Annotated in this window: 15 protein-coding genes; 2 read left to right on the top strand and 13 right to left on the bottom strand. The window is 43.7% G+C overall.

Features of this window, described 5'->3' with window-relative positions:
• From AB5754_RS02355 to AB5754_RS02325, 7 genes are all read right to left on the bottom strand, one after another.
• A partial coding sequence (locus AB5754_RS02355) for a TetR/AcrR family transcriptional regulator (RefSeq protein ID WP_368259454.1) occupies positions 1-88 on the bottom strand: 88 nt, incomplete at its 3' end.
• Between the two features lie 305 nt (positions 89-393).
• The gene (locus AB5754_RS02350) at positions 394-759 is read right to left on the bottom strand and encodes a type II toxin-antitoxin system PemK/MazF family toxin (RefSeq protein ID WP_368251664.1); all 366 of its coding nucleotides are present in this window, start codon (positions 757-759) and stop codon (positions 394-396) included.
• 13 nt (positions 760-772) lie between these two features.
• A complete protein-coding gene (gene alr, locus AB5754_RS02345) occupies positions 773-1,894 on the bottom strand; it encodes an alanine racemase (RefSeq protein ID WP_368251663.1) in 1,122 nt (373 codons plus the stop codon).
• Between the two features lie 15 nt (positions 1,895-1,909).
• Positions 1,910-2,260 carry a holo-ACP synthase gene (acpS, locus tag AB5754_RS02340; protein ID WP_368259452.1) on the bottom strand — a complete coding sequence of 117 codons (351 nt, stop codon included), beginning with the start codon at positions 2,258-2,260 and terminating at the stop codon, positions 1,910-1,912.
• 241 nt (positions 2,261-2,501) lie between these two features.
• Positions 2,502-4,037 carry a DEAD/DEAH box helicase gene (locus tag AB5754_RS02335; RefSeq protein WP_311834056.1) on the bottom strand — a complete coding sequence of 512 codons (1,536 nt, stop codon included), beginning with the start codon at positions 4,035-4,037 and terminating at the stop codon, positions 2,502-2,504.
• A 357-nt stretch (positions 4,038-4,394) separates the two neighbouring features.
• Positions 4,395-5,756 carry a UDP-N-acetylmuramoyl-tripeptide--D-alanyl-D-alanine ligase gene (gene murF, locus AB5754_RS02330; RefSeq protein ID WP_368251661.1) on the bottom strand — a complete coding sequence of 454 codons (1,362 nt, stop codon included), beginning with the start codon at positions 5,754-5,756 and terminating at the stop codon, positions 4,395-4,397.
• Positions 5,757-5,977: 221 nt separating this feature from the next.
• Positions 5,978-7,042, bottom strand: a complete 1,065-nt coding sequence (locus AB5754_RS02325) for a D-alanine--D-alanine ligase (RefSeq protein WP_368251660.1) — start codon at positions 7,040-7,042, stop codon at positions 5,978-5,980.
• A 180-nt stretch (positions 7,043-7,222) separates the two neighbouring features.
• Here AB5754_RS02325 and AB5754_RS02320 point away from each other — a divergent pair, with 180 nt between their 5' ends.
• Positions 7,223-8,953 (top strand): ABC1 kinase family protein, encoded by a 1,731-nt coding sequence (locus tag AB5754_RS02320; protein WP_368251659.1) that lies wholly within the window; start codon positions 7,223-7,225, stop codon positions 8,951-8,953.
• Positions 8,954-9,025: 72 nt separating this feature from the next.
• Here the strand turns inward: AB5754_RS02320 and AB5754_RS02315 are convergent, their stop codons facing one another.
• The 6 genes from AB5754_RS02315 to AB5754_RS02290 form a co-directional block, all read right to left on the bottom strand.
• Entirely contained in the window at positions 9,026-9,472 is a 447-nt protein-coding gene (locus AB5754_RS02315) for a YaiI/YqxD family protein (protein WP_368251658.1), read from the bottom strand.
• A gap of 118 nt (positions 9,473-9,590) precedes the next feature.
• On the bottom strand, positions 9,591-10,262 hold the full coding sequence (locus tag AB5754_RS02310; protein WP_311834051.1) for an ABC transporter ATP-binding protein: 672 nt from the start codon (positions 10,260-10,262) through the stop codon (positions 9,591-9,593).
• 28 nt (positions 10,263-10,290) lie between these two features.
• A complete protein-coding gene (locus AB5754_RS02305; RefSeq protein WP_368251657.1) occupies positions 10,291-11,814 on the bottom strand; it encodes an ABC transporter permease in 1,524 nt (507 codons plus the stop codon).
• A 73-nt stretch (positions 11,815-11,887) separates the two neighbouring features.
• Positions 11,888-13,744, bottom strand: coding sequence for a carbohydrate-binding domain-containing protein (locus AB5754_RS02300; protein WP_368251656.1), 1,857 nt, complete (start codon positions 13,742-13,744; stop codon positions 11,888-11,890).
• 17 nt (positions 13,745-13,761) lie between these two features.
• A complete protein-coding gene (locus AB5754_RS02295) occupies positions 13,762-14,439 on the bottom strand; it encodes a DUF4956 domain-containing protein (RefSeq protein ID WP_368251655.1) in 678 nt (225 codons plus the stop codon).
• 11 nt (positions 14,440-14,450) lie between these two features.
• Complete coding sequence (locus tag AB5754_RS02290; protein ID WP_368251654.1) at positions 14,451-15,233, bottom strand: polyphosphate polymerase domain-containing protein; 783 nt, start codon at positions 15,231-15,233, stop codon at positions 14,451-14,453.
• 132 nt (positions 15,234-15,365) lie between these two features.
• Between AB5754_RS02290 and AB5754_RS02285 the strand changes: the two genes are divergently transcribed.
• The coding region (locus tag AB5754_RS02285) for a response regulator (RefSeq protein ID WP_368259451.1) at positions 15,366-15,729 on the top strand (364 nt) is incomplete at its 3' end.

Below are 15,729 nucleotides of genomic sequence, written 5' to 3'. Positions count from 1 at the left end.
GAAAGTAATTGTAAACAGCCCCTGTGGAAATTCCTGCTTCCTTTGCCAAAGAACGGATACTTACACCACTAATACCTTGTGTCTTCACGATTTTTTTACAGTCATTGATCAAGTCTTCTTTAGAACTAACCGGGATATTCACTTTATCGCCTCCTTAAATAAGCCAATATGAACGGCGTTCACATTGGCTATCCTACAAGATATTTCCCTTTTCGTCAATCAGTTTGTTTGCGATTTGTGATTTCATCATTTTTTAGAACCGATGTTTTTGGAAGATTTTCTTTGTTGCTTGTACACCCAAATTCCTCTAATCAAAGCTACTAAAGTCGATACAGCCTAAAAACCCCAGCTAGTTTTAAGCGACTAGCTGGGGTTTCGTTATGTATTCAATTTCTATCCGACTTCTATGGTTTCGGCGAGATTTACTACGCCAATGCTGATCTTTAGTGCTTGATCTACTTCTCGCATTTTCTTTTCATTGAGCTGACAGACTTTTTCTTTTAAACGACTTTTGTCAATGGTTCGAATTTGCTCTAGCAAAATCACAGAATCTCGGGAAATGCCCATTTTTGAAGCTTTGATGCCTACATGAGTCGGCAATTTCGGTTTAGCCATCTTCGCGGTAATCGCAGCAATGATCACAGTAGGGCTAAAATGATTGCCCCGGTCGTTTTGAATCACTAAGACCGGGCGTACCCCTCCTTGTTCTGAGCCGATTACCGGTGAAAGATCGGCGAAATAAATTTCTCCTCGTTTCACCTTTTTCTCCTTCCTACCCTTGGTATTCTCTTGGAATTCGTTCTGATAACAAGCAGGCCACTTCATAATGAATGGTATCTAAATGATCGGCCACATCTTGTAAAGTAATTTCTTGATCACCATTTTTACCTACTAAAGTCACTTTCGTACCTTCTGGCAATGCGTGAGGCAGGCGGATCATAAACTGATCCATACACACTCGACCAATAATTTCACAATAAACACCTTCAACTAAAACAGAAAAGCCACTCATTTTTCGCAGCCAGCCATCTGCATAACCTACAGGAACCGTGCCAATCCACTCACTTTCAGGACTAGTATAAGTGGCCCCGTAGCCAATTTTCGCACCAGCTGGGACTTGTTTGACTTGTACTAGCTGACTGACAAATTCTAAGGCAGGTTGCAAGGGATAGCTTTCTTTTAAAGCGTGACCAGAGGGGTTTAAGCCATACATGGCCACCCCAAAGCGTACCATATTGCCCAATTCTTCCTCGTGCCACAAAGCAGTAGCACTATTGGACACATGAACATAACGAGGTTTTTTGGGCAAACTTTCAAGAATTTCTTTGAAACGATCATGCTGTTCTTGATAATAGCCATCCTCTGCTTCATCTGCCGTAGCAAAGTGCGTAAAGATACCGTCAAAAACTATTGCCGGCAAACCTTCAATTAAAGCCAGTGCTTCCAAAACTTCTGCCTTTGTTTGAAAACCAATCCGTCCCATTCCCGTGTCTACTTTCAAATGGGCTAAAAGAGGCGCTGATAAGGTCGTTTTTGCCAAATAGTTCTGAGCTTGCGTCAACCAAGCTAGACTGTTTACGGGAAAAGCCAACTGATATTCCGCCACAATGGGCAAGTAAACCACAGGTACCACGCCTAGTATTAAAATCGGCTCGGTAAAGCCAGCTTCTCTAAGCTCAATTCCTTCATCAATAGTAGCTACGCAAAATCCAGTGGCGCCTCCTGCTTTAGCAGCTTGGGCCATAGCCACGGCTCCATGTCCGTACCCATTGGCCTTGACCACAGCAAATAATTCCCGTCCTTGGGGCAGACGTTCCACCTCGTTGGCGACATTTTCAACAATCGCCTGATTATGTATGATTAATTTCGTTGGCCGATGAATCGATTCAACCAAGATTCTTCCTTCTTTCTATTCTTCCAGTAAGATCTGTGCAAAAGCCATATCCTGTGTATGGGTAATACTCACAAAAGACTTGCCTGTATGAGGTGATTGGCTCAAATAAGGAGCTCCCAACTCATTGTTCAAAATCTCCAACTCTTGAAAAGTCACCGCCCCAATCCCTGTACCCCAAGCTTTCGAAAACGCTTCTTTACAGGCAAAGCGACCGGCTAAAAACTCCACTTGCCGCTTGGGGGATAAAGCTTCAAAAAGCCCGAACTCTTTTAAGGTTAAGACTCGTTTTACAAAGCGTGGCTTGTCTTTAATGATAGCTTCCATGCGAGGCAATTCTACGGCATCAATGCCAATCCCTTTGATCACTGTTCCACTTCCTTTGCAAACTTGCGAACTAGTCTTATTCTACCAAAAATTTTAGGAAAAACCATGGGAAAACAATTTTTGAAGGGAGATATTGTAGAAAAGTTTCTTATCCTACCTATTGAGGGATCATAAAACATCCAATCGACTAAATCCCAGAGCTAATGGTGAAATCAAATATAAAATTTCCATTACACAAAAACACCCAAACAAGTCCGAAGACTGCTTGGGTGTTCCTCAATGATTAATCATTATTCGAACGAATCACAAAGCCGCGTTTTTTGCCGCCGCCATTGTTGCGATCCCGGTCGTTTTTACGACGGTCGCCGCTGTAGTTCTTGTCTTTATTGTAGTTGCCTTTTTTGTTGCCGCCACGGTAGTTGCTGCCGTCTTTGCGGTTACGGTTGCCACCGCCACCACGTCCGCGGTTGTTCTTGTTGTAGCCACCTTTTTTCCCTTGAGGCAATGGACGTTCTGGTGTGATTTTCACCGGTACGGCATCGGCAGGGTCTTTGGCGATGGTCTTCAAGAGCAAAGCAACCAAGGTTTCTGGTTCATAACCTTCTAGCAATTGGTCTGCTGTTTGCGTGTATTTTTCCAAACCATTTTCCGCAAGTTTCGCTTCGATTTGTTCCACAGCTGCCCCTAATTGGCCTTTGAAAGCTTCTTTTTCGGTAGGTGGATGAAGTGGTGTCATACGTTTTTTGGTTAAGTTTTCAATGGTGTGCAAATAACTCATTTCGTTTGGTGTTACGAAAGTTACGGACATTCCGCCTTTACCGGCCCGGCCAGTCCGACCGATACGGTGAACATAGCTTTCTGGATCTTGCGGAATATCGTAGTTGTACACGTGGGTCACACCACTGATATCCAAGCCCCGAGCTGCTACGTCGGTGGCAACTAAGATATCCAAATGACCACTCTTGAATGAACGTAAAACACTCATCCGTTTTTGTTGCGAAAGGTCACCGTGGATGCCTTCTGCTTTGTAGCCACGAAGTTCCAACCCACGAGCCAATTCGTCTACCCGACGTTTGGTCCGACCGAAGACAATGGCAAGGTCAGGGGTTTGAACGTCTAAAAGACGAGTCATAATATCAAATTTTTCAAAGTCTTTGGCCCGCACGTAGTATTGATCAATCAAGTCTGCGGTCATTTCTTTGGCTTTGATTTGCACGTGTTCAGGGTTTTTCATGAATTTGACGCCAATGTTTTTAATTGCTGGTGGCATAGTAGCCGAGAACAATAAGGTTTGACGTTCTTCAGGAACTTGAGAAATAATTTTTTCAATGTCTTCTAAAAAGCCCATGTTTAACATTTCGTCGGCTTCATCTAAAACCAATGTCCGTACAGTACCAAGTTTCAACGTGTGGCGGTTAATGTGATCCAACATCCGTCCTGGTGTTCCCACTACAATATGGGGACGATCTTTCAAGCCACGGATTTGGCGCCCGATGTCTGCACCACCGTAAACAGCTTGCACTTTTACTTTTTTGTCTCGGCCTAAGCGGTACAACTCTTCTTGAGTTTGGATGGCCAATTCCCGGGTTGGGGCGATGACCAAGCCTTGTAGTTCATGTTTTGTCGCATCGATTTCTTCTAGCATCGGTAAGCCAAAAGCGGCAGTTTTACCAGTACCGGTTTGGGCTTGACCAATGACGTCCCGACCTTCCAAAGCCAATGGAATGGTGGCTGCTTGGATGGGGGTTGCTTCTTCAAAGCCGGAGCGTTCAACGGCTTTTAGCAATTCTGGTGATAATTGTAATTCGCTAAATTTCAAAAAATATCCTCCTATTCGCTAGGCTTTGCCTAACATTCGTGTTGTTGAAGCGTAGGGTTCCCCGCGATTCGCAGGAAATGGTTCCTGTCATTTCCCACTTTCACTTTGGCGCCGAAAATCGCTTCACGAAGGCATTAGAAAAGGTACATCCGGTGGCATTTTGCCACGCCCGATGCATTATATCTGTAAAAGGCGGTGGTAAGCATTCTTACCACCGGCCATCACAAGTCAATTCATGGATGAGTTATCTCCAGTTACTTCTTTTCGGCATTTGGATAGTATACCACGGATTGAAACTTTCATCAAGTTTTCAAACTCAGAGGATTTTTGTTAACATTTTTCATGGAAAAAGTCGTTTTACGCTTTTTCTCCATCCATTAAGGCACTTACCACTTCCGCTAAGCCCATCCCATTGCTGGCTTTTAAAAGGATGGCATCTTCTGGTTGTAGCTCGCCTTTAATCATTTGAATCAAAGCGGCTTTGTTTTCTTTATCAAAATGATAAACCGTTAAGTCTGCCTCTTTTTCAGTCAATGCATGAAAAAGTGCAGTCATCTCTTGCCCGTAAAGGAAAATCACATCATAATCGGCCGTAATGTGGTCCACCATGGAACGGTGCATCGCCTTAGAATCTGGACCTAATTCCAACATATCCCCTAAAACGGCTAACTTACGTCCTTTGGTTTTCAATTTGCCAAAACTATCCAAAACTAAGCCCATGGCCGTTGGATTGGCATTGTACACATCACTTAAAATTCGTACTTGATTGGGGGCATCTAGCCACTGAGTACGATTTTTGGTCAATGAAAAGTTGGCTAACCCTTGACGAATGGCTGCAATCTCTAAGCCAAAATAACGGCCAAAACCATAGGCAATCAAGGCATTTTTCACATTGTATGCACCGATTACTGGAATTTCAAAGTTCTCTCCAGCGATCGTAAAGACCGTTTTTTCCGCTTGTTCATCTGTCACCGTTGCCGTGATATCTCCCTTACCTAACCCAAAAGTGCGCACGTCTTGCGAAATGTCTTTGGTCAAAGGTTGCAACAAAGGTTCATCAACAGGCACTAACAACAAGCCTGCTGCTTTTTCCCCAGCGATGATTTCCATTTTGGCCTTGGCAATTCCCGCCCGTGAACCTAGATTTTCGATATGGGCTTCACCAATAATGGTAATTGCCGCAGCATCCGGCTGACCTAATTTAGACAAAACAGTCAGTTCTCCTGCATGATCCATTCCCATTTCCAAAACGAGCATTTCGCAATTTGCCGGCATATGCAAGATGGTGTAAGGCATTCCGATGTCATTGTTGTAATTGCCTTGTGTTTTATAAGTGACAAATTGCTGGGATAACACACCTGCTGTCATATCTTTGGTGGTCGTTTTGCCGTTACTCCCTGTAATGGCAACCACTTTTGGTTGAATTTTATTTTTATAGAAAACTGCTAGTTGTTGCAAAGCTTCCAAAACATCCGGCACCAGGATTGGGATCAATCCTTCCGGCACCTTTTCTAATTCCTGACTCCAAAACGTTGCCACCGCTCCATTATCCAGGGCCGCTTGAATAAATTCATGCCCATCTCTCACACCTGCTAAAGGCACAAATAAATCCCCAGCTTCGATTTTGCGACTATCAAATTCTACATTGTGAATTTCAGTTTCAGGAAAATCGCCTTCTTGCTGAAAAAGAGTGGCGATTTCTTTAATTGTTAGTTTCATCTGTTTAACCCCTGTCCTTTGGTAAAAAATCTCAAGACGATTGTACCATAAAAGACTAATGGAAAGAGCAGGGACTTCTTTTTGCAAAGTATGCGTTGAATTAAATTCCGTTGACACTATCGTCTTGTAACTAGAAGAAAGACTAAAGGAATTTCTTCAGCCAAATAGAGTCCACAAAAAAACGCATGGCCTAAGCCACACGTTTTTACGGTTCATTTTCTTTACGCATCTAGCAAAAAGGATTGCCGTTGCTTAAAGCGATTCATTCCTAGTTGAATCAATTCTTCAATTAAATCGCCATATTTCAAGCCCATTGCTTCCCAAAGTGAAGGATACATGGAGAATTGGGTGAAGCCTGGCATGGTATTCAGCTCATTTAAGAAGAGTTCATTTTTATTGGTCAAGAAGAAGTCACAGCGAGACAAGCCACTGCCCCCTAAAAGAGTATAGGCTTTTTTGGCATATTCTTGGGCTTTTTCTTGCACTTCATCTGGAATTTCTGCCGGAATTTGCATGACAATTTTGTTGTCGATGTATTTGGAATTGTAATCGTAGAAGTCCACGTCTTTGACAATTTCTCCGGCTTGGGTAGTGCGCACGTCTTCGTTACCTAAAATCGCCACTTCGATTTCTCTGGCTTCAATGCCTTGTTCTACCACTGCCCGATTGTCGTACTTATAGGCTTCGTGTAAAGCGTTTTGCAATTCTTCCCGGTTTTCTGCTTTGGAAATTCCCACACTAGACCCCATATTCGCAGGTTTTACAAACATCGGATACAAGAGGGTGCCTTCACATTGCTCGAAGATTTGTTTCGGATTTTCTTTCCATTGATTTTTCAAAACAGGCACATAAGGTACTTGAGGGATTCCGCCGGCTTGCAAGATGTACTTGGTCATGATTTTGTCCATGCCACAAGCACTGGTTAAGACTCCTGCCCCCACATAAGGCATGCCAATGGTTTCGAAAAAGCCTTGAATGGTTCCATCTTCTCCGTTTGGTCCGTGGAGAATTGGAAAAATAATGGCATCTTCTTCTTTAATGCTAGAAGGTTGGATTACTTCACCAGTAAATTCACCTTCTCCTTGTCCCCAAGTCAGTTGCAAGACTGCTTCTGATGTTGGCTTTTCCGTAAGTAACGGGCCTTTAACCCATTCACTGCTCTTTGCAATAAAGATCAGCTGTACTTGGTAATAATCATAATAAACTGCTTGAAGCACGGAATAAGCAGAAAGAATGGACACTTCATGTTCTGCAGACCGGCCGCCGTAAAGCAATACGATTTTCAAATGTTTTTCCTCCCATGATTTGAAAGTTCTATCCAATCGATTCAACACATTTTAGCACAAAATGCCCATGCAGAAAAATGATATTTTTTAATCCCACGGAACAAAGTAGCTCTGACCTTGTAAGTTCGGCTGCTTTCTTCTACTATTAAAGAATAAAGATCTACTAAGGAGGCGCCGCAAATGAGGAGCAATCAGGACAAATCCAAAAGCCAACGACTGAAAGAAATCCTTAAAGTCTTTCATCACTACAAAGTGATTCAAAATTTTAGTCGTCAAGAAAATCCCCAAGCAGTCCGGGATGCTTTTGAACATCTAGGGCCAACCTTTATTAAAATTGGGCAATTGCTTTCCGTGCGAACGGATCTTTTGACTACAGCCTACATTCAAACCTTTAAATCCTTACAAGATTCCGTAAAAAGTGATCCTTTTGACCAAGTAAAAACACTGCTAGAAGCCGAATGGCAACTTCCTTTAGCAGAACTCTTTGAAAGCTTTGAAGAGACAGCCTTCGCTTCGGCCTCCATTGGTCAAGCCCACCACGCCTGCTTAAAAGGGGGACAAAAAGTGGTGGTGAAAGTTCAACACCCTGGCATTATTGCGGATATCAATGCGGACTTAGCCCTCTTTGAAAAAGCCTTGCCGCTAATCGCCTACGTGCCCGAGTCCAATGTGATTGACTTGAAAAGCGCCTTACAAGACGTGCGCCGTTCCTTAGACGATGAGACGGATTTTTTAAAAGAAACCCACTACGGAGAACGATTTTATCAATTAAATAACGGTTGGCAAAATGTGGCAGTCCCAAAATTTTATCCTGCTTTTTGCACCTCAAAAGTGATTGTTATGGAAACCATGACCGGACAAAGCCTCCGGGGTCTGTTAGAAGCAAATGGACAAGCCTTATTTAAAGGCAACATCACCAATCAAGAAATCAAAAAAGAAGTAGCTTTGCTATTAATCAAGAGTTTTATGAAACAAGTCTTTGAAGATGGTTTCTTTCACGCCGATCCTCATCCTGGCAATTTATTGCTCAATGCTACGCCTATCACGTCTTTTGCCACCAAAGAAAAAGTGGGGGTCTTTGCCGGTGTGGACTATCAGCTGAAGTGGCAAGATAAGGCAAAAATCCCTGATTATCAATTGGTCTATTTAGATTTTGGCATGATGGGGACGTTGCCAGACTATTTACGCCGACAATTAATTGATGCCCTTTTAGCCTTGTACACCCAAGATAATCAGCAAATGGGCGAAGCCGTCTTACATCTCTGTCGAGTGGAAGGAACATTTGATGAAGATGCCTTTTATCGAGAATTAGGTAGTTTTTTAGAGCATTATTACAATTTACCACTAATTGAAATCGATATTCAGGCCGTTTTAAGTGAAGTCATCCAGATTTGTCATCATAATAATTTGCAAATGAGCCCTGAAGTCACCATGCTAATCAAAGCCTTAAGTACACTGGAAGGTGTGGTAGAAGAATTAGACCCTGCCTTGTCTTTAATGGAAGTGATCCAGCCCTATGCCGAAAATTATTATGTAAAACAACTTGATCTAGCTGACAGTATCAAACGACTAGGCCTTGATGCCATAAAGAGCAGCAAAAGTCTGCCAAAACTCCCTGCTCGCACGCTGCAAGCATTAGAAACCATTACTCGAGGGAAAACCCACGTAACCTTTAGCTTAAAAGAGCAAAAACACGTCTTAAATCGCTTTGAAGCTTTACTGAATCGACTGGTTTTAGCCTTAGTTTTAAGCGGACTTTTCATTGCCTCGGCCCTGTTACTCACTTCTGCTTCCCAAGGTCTTACTAGCCTGACCCAAAAACTCGGTTTTGTAGGTTTCATAGCAGCTACAGTATTGACTTTGTTTCTTCTTTTTCAACAATTTCGCCACTGGTGGCAAAATAGAAAATAAGCTCCCGGATTTTTCACAATAAAACGCAGTGAAAACCAGACACGTTCTCGGTTTCCACTGCGTTTTATCATGCTATGTTAAGCTTTTTAGACGTTCTTCCATTACTTGAGTGAACTGTTCTCGATCAGAAGCAGTAAAGGGTTTGGGGCCTTTGGTACGCTTTTTGGCCTTCCGCATTTGAGCGCCTAAAAAGCGTTGGGTTAACAATTCGTCAATATTGGCGGAAGTGTATTCTCTGCCACTGTGATGAAAGACTCGGGCTTTTTTGCCCAGGACTAGAGAAGCTAAACCGTAATCTTGTGTGATCACCCAGTCTCCAGGTAAAATCTCTTGGATAATGCGATAATCCGCCCGATCAGCTCCCTTGTCCACATAAATAAACTGGACAAAGGCCGGGTACTCTTTCAAAGTATAGTGATCCACGCTGGTTACGATCACCACCGGCACCTGAAATTTAGCACCTAAGGCAATTACTTCATTTTTCACCGGGGAACCATCTCCATCAATCACAAATCGCATGTCATCACTCCTTTATGCTCTCAGTATGACAAAAGATTTGGGTAAAGACAAGCGACTGGAAGCTTTGGCTGACATAAGCAAATAGAATCACTACTCAGTCAAAACCATTTCAATTAGCTCAATTTCTGCTTGCTTCTCGCAATTGAAATTCTTTATCTTTTAATTCATAAATCACATCACAAGCTGCCGCCACTTCTTGTTCGTGGGTCACCAAGATAATACATTTTTGCTGCTCATGGGCAATTTCTTGGAAAAGGGCCACGATGTCTTGGGAGGTGGTTTCATCTAAATTCCCTGTTGGTTCGTCGGCAACGATTAAATCATGGTCACAACACAACGCTCGCACAATGGCTACTCGTTGTTGTTGCCCCCCGGAAAGTAGGGGGACTTTTTTTTCTGCTAGTTCACGACTGATGCCGACTTTTTCCAGATTGCCTAGAGCATAGGCTTTGGGATCGGCTTGTTGCGTACCGGAAATTTTCATAGCCGTGACCACATTGTCCACCGCTGATAAATAAGGCAAGAGATTATAGGCTTGAAAGACAATGGAGACATCTTTTCTGCGGTATTGTTGCAACCCAATTTTTTTTAAGGACTGGTCCTTATAGAGAATTTCCCCTTCTTTTGGGGTATCGAGTCCGGCAATCAGTGACAGAAACGTGGTCTTGCCCGAACCGCTACTGCCTAGAATGGCGTAGATTTTTCCTGGTTCAAAAGTTAAATTCACATGTTCAAATAATGGGGCTTCTGGCCCGTACCAATAACTCACATCTTTAGTAGCTAATGTCATCTGTTTCCCTCTTTTCTTTAGGTTCAATTTACGAAATCAAAATTTTCTTCGGATTTAAACGCATAATCCCCGCCGACGACAACAGAATGGAAAAGAAACTGATGCCTAAGCCAATGGCGGCTAACATGGCGATTTCTTCTGGGGAAACGGTAATGTTCAAGTCATCTACCGCTGCTGATTGACTAAAACTGTCCGAAAGCATTTGGCCGGGACCGCCTTTACTCATTCCGCCACCAGGACCACCTTGACCTTGACCCTCCGCAGTTCCTTGATCCGCTGAAGCAGTTTGGGTAGTTTGTTGTTCCAATAGCTGATTGCCCACTACATTGCCCACCACATTGCCACTAGCAGAAGCAATACCAAGGGCTAGAAGCATGCAAACAAAGATTTCAGTAAAGAACTGCAACACGACTTTGCCTCGTGATTCCCCTAAGGAAAGCAACACGCCGATTTCAAAGCGTCGTTCCCGAATGGTCATCATGACGATTAAAGTTAAGATAATCACACCGGCTACGGCTACTAAGATGACGATGTTTTTCGCAAAGCTGGAGACATTGTTTAAAGGTGTTAGCATTTGTTGGTACATTTGATCATTGGTTTGTAAGCTAAAGGTATCGGTGTCGATTAATTTTTCGGCTTCGGCTACAAAGTCATCCATTTCATTAGGATCTTCTAAAGTGTAGACCGCAGAGTCAATGGTGGTGCTGTCACTTTCCCCACTAATCGTATTGGCTAATGTGTAGGAAGAAAAAATGGTATTGGCTGGGTTCATAAAGTTAAACTGCATGCCCATGGAAGTGCCGGTATCACTGGTTTCATAAATGCCTTTAATCGTTACTTCTACGTTGGCCTCATTGGCATCCACTAAAGTAAAGGTATCTCCTACCGCCAAGTCATTGGCCTCGGCTAAGGCGGATTCGATTAACACATTGTTAGTATCCACATCATCAGCACTTAAGGCTTCCCCAGAGGTGATGGTCGCAGTCCCGTCAGAAAAGCTGGAATACGCAGCACTTTCCAAGACCCCGGTAATTTGGAAATCTCCTTGATCCATGCCGCCACCGCCAGCACCCATCATGCCACCAGGTGCGCCACCCATCCCTTGCGCTTGGGTATCCGTACTTTCACTAGTGGTTTCTTCTTCCTCATCACTAGAGGAAATCGGTTCAATATCATCGCCTTTTGTAGCAGAAGTGCTTACTTCAAAGGAATACGATTTTACGCCATCTAAAGCAGCAATGGCCTTGGCATCTTCTAGATTTACCGGCGTCATTTGGAAACTACCGGGATCTGGTCGGCTGTCGCCTTCTGTGTCAGTGGCGGCACTGTCGCTAGTACTGTCGTCTTTTTTAAACATCTGCTCTCTGTTGGTACTCAATGTAACTGTGGCCCCGACACTTTTTTTAGCAGTTTCAGTGGCAGAGTCAGCGGCGCTTTTAATGGTCAAGCCTGCTAAGACAAAGATTAGAATTGCTGAGAAAACTGCGATTAAAATCAAGCTACGACCTTTTTTGGCCCAGAGACTTTGCAAGCCTCGTTTTAGAAAATTCATGGAAGTTCCTCCCTTGTATTGATTGAGTTAAAAATACTACCATCAGCTTAAAGCAAGCTTAATTGCTAAAACTTTATTGCGGGCCGCCCATGCCCATGCCACCGGAAACCGCATTTCCCGATTGATCCATGGTAGACACTACAGCTGTTAAGGTGATGCTTCCAAGATCGGCAGCTCCTTCTATTGTGCTGTCAGTTGCCACTAAGCCGTTCTCGTCAACATTTGAGGCAGTCCCTCCGATAGATAATGTCAAAGCCTCATTTTGGGTTAAATCAGGGGTGCTGATCACTAAATTGGCAAAGTCTTTTGCAGGAACAAAACCAGCAACTACTTTACCTGTACTATCTTTTAAAGAAACTAAAGTGCCGGCGGTTTGATTGCTATCAAAATAAAGATCCACTGCGGTTTGGCTAGAAGAGTCACTGACATTTAAGGCCATCCCACTGGAACCGGCAGCCATTAACGTTCCTCCCGATTGAACAAAGGTACCATTGTAATCCAAAGCACCATTGCCCCCATTGACCGGCCCATTCACTAGTAATGTGCCCCCGGTCATGGTGACATTGCCATTACTATCAAAGCCATCCCCTTCTGCATCTACTAGGATTGTCCCGCCGGAAATCTCGATAAACTTACTTTCATCGGCTTGGTCTCCGCCACCAGGTCCGCCACCACCAAAACTATCAGCGCCAAATGCCCCGGTGGTAGCCGTGTCGCTACCGCCCCCAGCATTGACCCCATCGTCAGTGGCTACCACCTTGATGTCGCCTCCTTTAAAGTAAATTTCCGAAGCTTCCAAACCTTCATAGGATTGGGTGATATTAATGGTCCCATCGTTAATGGTCAAGGTATTGTCTCCGTGGATTCCATCATCTCCGGTGGTGGCGGTAATGGTGCCACCGTTGACTTCCACTGCATCATTGGCATGAAGGGCATCATCTGCGGTATCCAACTGATATTCCCCACTGGTAATAAGCAATTTTCCTCCAGCTTTTAGTCCCTTGTAGCTTTCTTCTGCACTTAAATTGGCACTCGTCGCTCCATCGGCGGTTTTTACAGTCATTTGAGCGTTTTGCATGGAGAGATTGGTTTCCGCTTGAATGGCATCCCGACCGCTGTTAATGGTGAACGTTCCTCCATCAATGGCTACATAGCCTTTCGTGGCATCTTCTGCATTGTTGGCCTGAATGCCATCGCCTTCTGTGGTGGTGATGGTGTACTCTCCTCCTCGAATAGCTACACTGTCTTTGCCTTTAATGGCATTATTTTTAGCGGAAATCGCATACGTCCCACTGACTAAGATCAAATCGTCTTTACTGCGAATGCCGTTACTATAATTGCCGTTAACTGTTAAACTGCCGCTGCCATTGATTACCAAATCTTCTTTACTGTAAAAAGCGGCATCAGGTTCGGTTTCCCCGGTGGCCAGCTCGTAAGTTGTGCCGTCAGATAATGTGTTTTCACTGTCACTGGCTAATGTGGTGATGACTTTCTCCGCCTGTTCCACGTCAATGGCAGCGCCGGTAGCGTTGGTAATTTCCACCCCGTCTAAGACTAAATGCACTTTGTCTTCTTTACCCACGTTAATCACCAGTTGTCCATTAGATAATGTGCCAGAAACCACATAAGTTCCCGCAGCATTTATAGTCACCACTTGTCCATCCACTGTTGCACCTTCTCCGGTGATTTCACTGGTATCTCCTAATTCAATTTTTGTGGCGCTCTCTTCATCGTAACTAGTAGCTAAATCTTCCTCTTCATAAGTACCATAGTAATTTTCTAATGTCGTTTCACTGCTGCTGGTCGTCGCCACGGTTTCAATTTGACTACTACTAGCACTACTGCTATCTGAACTGGCATTTTCTGTGCTACAAGCTGCTAACAGCGTGGTGGATAACAACAGTGTGGCCAAGATTTTTTTACCTTCCATCTGCTTCATTCCTTTCTTTATAATTCATCTTTATTGGTGGCTGCCTTGCCTAAAACCACAGGCAAATTGCCATTTCTCACTCGAACTTCATCAATTAGCGCTTTTTCTTCATCGGGATTTTTCAATAAAAGCCAGTAACGTAATTCATAGACACTGCCCATGGTGGTGGTGCGAACCGATTCCAATTTGGCGTTGTAACAATACTGTTCCAATAAATAATCGAATAAATGGGGATAGTCCAAGTCTTCTGGAATGGTGACTTTCAATTCTCGCTCGGCTACTTTTGGCCGTTCCCCAAATCCGGTAGTGTACAACAACAGTAAGAATGCGGCCACGATTACCGAAAAAGCTAGGATGTATACGGCATAGCCCATCCCGGTAGCCAAGCCAATGGCCATAGACCAGAAAATACTGGTAATTTCTCGGGCACCGCCGGGGACCGAGCGAAAGCGGATCAAGCTAAATGCCCCTACCACTGCCATCCCGGTTCCCAGATTGCCATTGACTAGCATGATGACGGACTGGACCAAGACCGGTAAAATGGCCAATGTCACCACAAAACTCTTGGTGTACGTATTGCGAAACATGTAAGTGGCTGCCACTAATAGCCCCAATCCTAAAGAAATGCCCATGCAGATCAAAAGCTGGGTAAAGGTGATGGTCTGTGTACCATTTGCGTATAAACTCGTTAACATTGTGTATCCTCCTAGGTTTTACTAATTATCAATTGGGGTAGTGGTTCACGATCCTCTGCTTGCGCATGAAACAAAATGCGATCCACTGGGGCTACTTCTTGGGCAAGATGGCGACGATAAGTGAAGGCGTATTTGGAAAAACTGATCTTGTGTAAGTGATACTTGGTCAATAAATGACTAAACCATAATGGGTACGCCCCCATCGCTTTGACTTCCATTAAAACCGGGACTTCTGGAGCTACCAATGCACCATAACTACCACAAGTCAAATCCAAGTCTTCACTGCGATAGCGAATTTTCTGATCAAAAGTTACCCGAAAATCCGGATCTTCCTCATAAAAATAAGACATTCGATCATAAGCGATTAAAACTTGTGGAGCGAGGTCTTGATATTGATCCACCAGCCAGCGCAATTCCCGATTGATCTGTGGGGTTTCTGGTGATTTGGGAAACGCTCCTCCGCCTTGCCAAGTGGCATACTCTTCAAAACTTGTGGGAATCCGTCGTTTGTAGACAATGCCGTTTATTTTTTTCTTACTTTCCAGAAAGACCGTCCCTTCTTGAGTCGGCACTCCATAACTGCGAACCCGGAATTTCTCTTTATACTTCGGTTTTTCCATGGAAGCTTGAATCATCCGAAAGTCTGGCGTGTCAAAGTACAGCGACAAGATTGTATGCAAACCAAATTCATCTAACGCCATATAGCGCGCTAGTTCCTGTTTGAATTTGGCAAAGCAGACTTCATCTAAGCGGTACTTGGTCTCTTTCCGCTCAAAGGCTCTTTTTAATTTCATACTTGCCCTCCTCTACGGGGCTTACTTTACGAAGCTGGACTTAAAAGAAGCTTAACTGAGGATTTTTTTAGGAAAAGGAGCTTTAAGGTCTTTTTATGCTAGAAATGGTAAGATAAATAGGAGGTGAGACAAATGATTAAACTATTAGTAGTCGAAGATGAAGCGACATTAGCCGATAATATAAAAGAAATTCTCACAGACCTAGGGGAAATTACTCTAGTCTACGATGGAGAAGAAGGGTTATTTGAAGCCGAAACTGGCGTTTATGATTTGATTTTGTTGGATTTAATGTTACCGGGGAAAAATGGTTACCAAGTTTTAGCCGAATTACGGGAACAAAACATTCAAACCCCTGTTTTGATTTTAACGGCCAAAGATGGCTTAGAAGACAAAGTAGCCGGCTTTCAAAAAGGGGCCGATGATTATTTAACCAAGCCTTTTTACCGAGAAGAGTTGATTTTACGGGTCAAAGCGCTATTGAAACGCTCTTTAGGAC

Source organism: Enterococcus sp. 2201sp1_2201st1_C11_2201SCRN_220225 (assembly GCF_040925905.1).
Classification (GTDB): domain Bacteria; phylum Bacillota; class Bacilli; order Lactobacillales; family Enterococcaceae; genus Enterococcus_C; species Enterococcus_C asini_A.
This window is presented reverse-complemented; position numbering and strand designations above follow the sequence as displayed.

Coding starts and splice junctions, on each gene's coding strand:
- AB5754_RS02295 (WP_368251655.1), bottom strand. CDS start 14,439: ATGTTAACGAGTTTATACGCAAATGGTACACAGACCATCACCTTTACC.
- AB5754_RS02310 (WP_311834051.1), bottom strand. CDS start 10,262: ATGACATTAGCTACTAAAGATGTGAGTTATTGGTACGGGCCAGAAGCC.
- murF (WP_368251661.1), bottom strand. CDS start 5,756: ATGAAACTAACAATTAAAGAAATCGCCACTCTTTTTCAGCAAGAAGGC.
- AB5754_RS02300 (WP_368251656.1), bottom strand. CDS start 13,744: ATGGAAGGTAAAAAAATCTTGGCCACACTGTTGTTATCCACCACGCTG.
- AB5754_RS02305 (WP_368251657.1), bottom strand. CDS start 11,814: ATGAATTTTCTAAAACGAGGCTTGCAAAGTCTCTGGGCCAAAAAAGGT.
- AB5754_RS02320 (WP_368251659.1), top strand. CDS start 7,223: ATGAGGAGCAATCAGGACAAATCCAAAAGCCAACGACTGAAAGAAATC.
- AB5754_RS02315 (WP_368251658.1), bottom strand. CDS start 9,472: ATGCGATTTGTGATTGATGGAGATGGTTCCCCGGTGAAAAATGAAGTA.
- AB5754_RS02290 (WP_368251654.1), bottom strand. CDS start 15,233: ATGAAATTAAAAAGAGCCTTTGAGCGGAAAGAGACCAAGTACCGCTTA.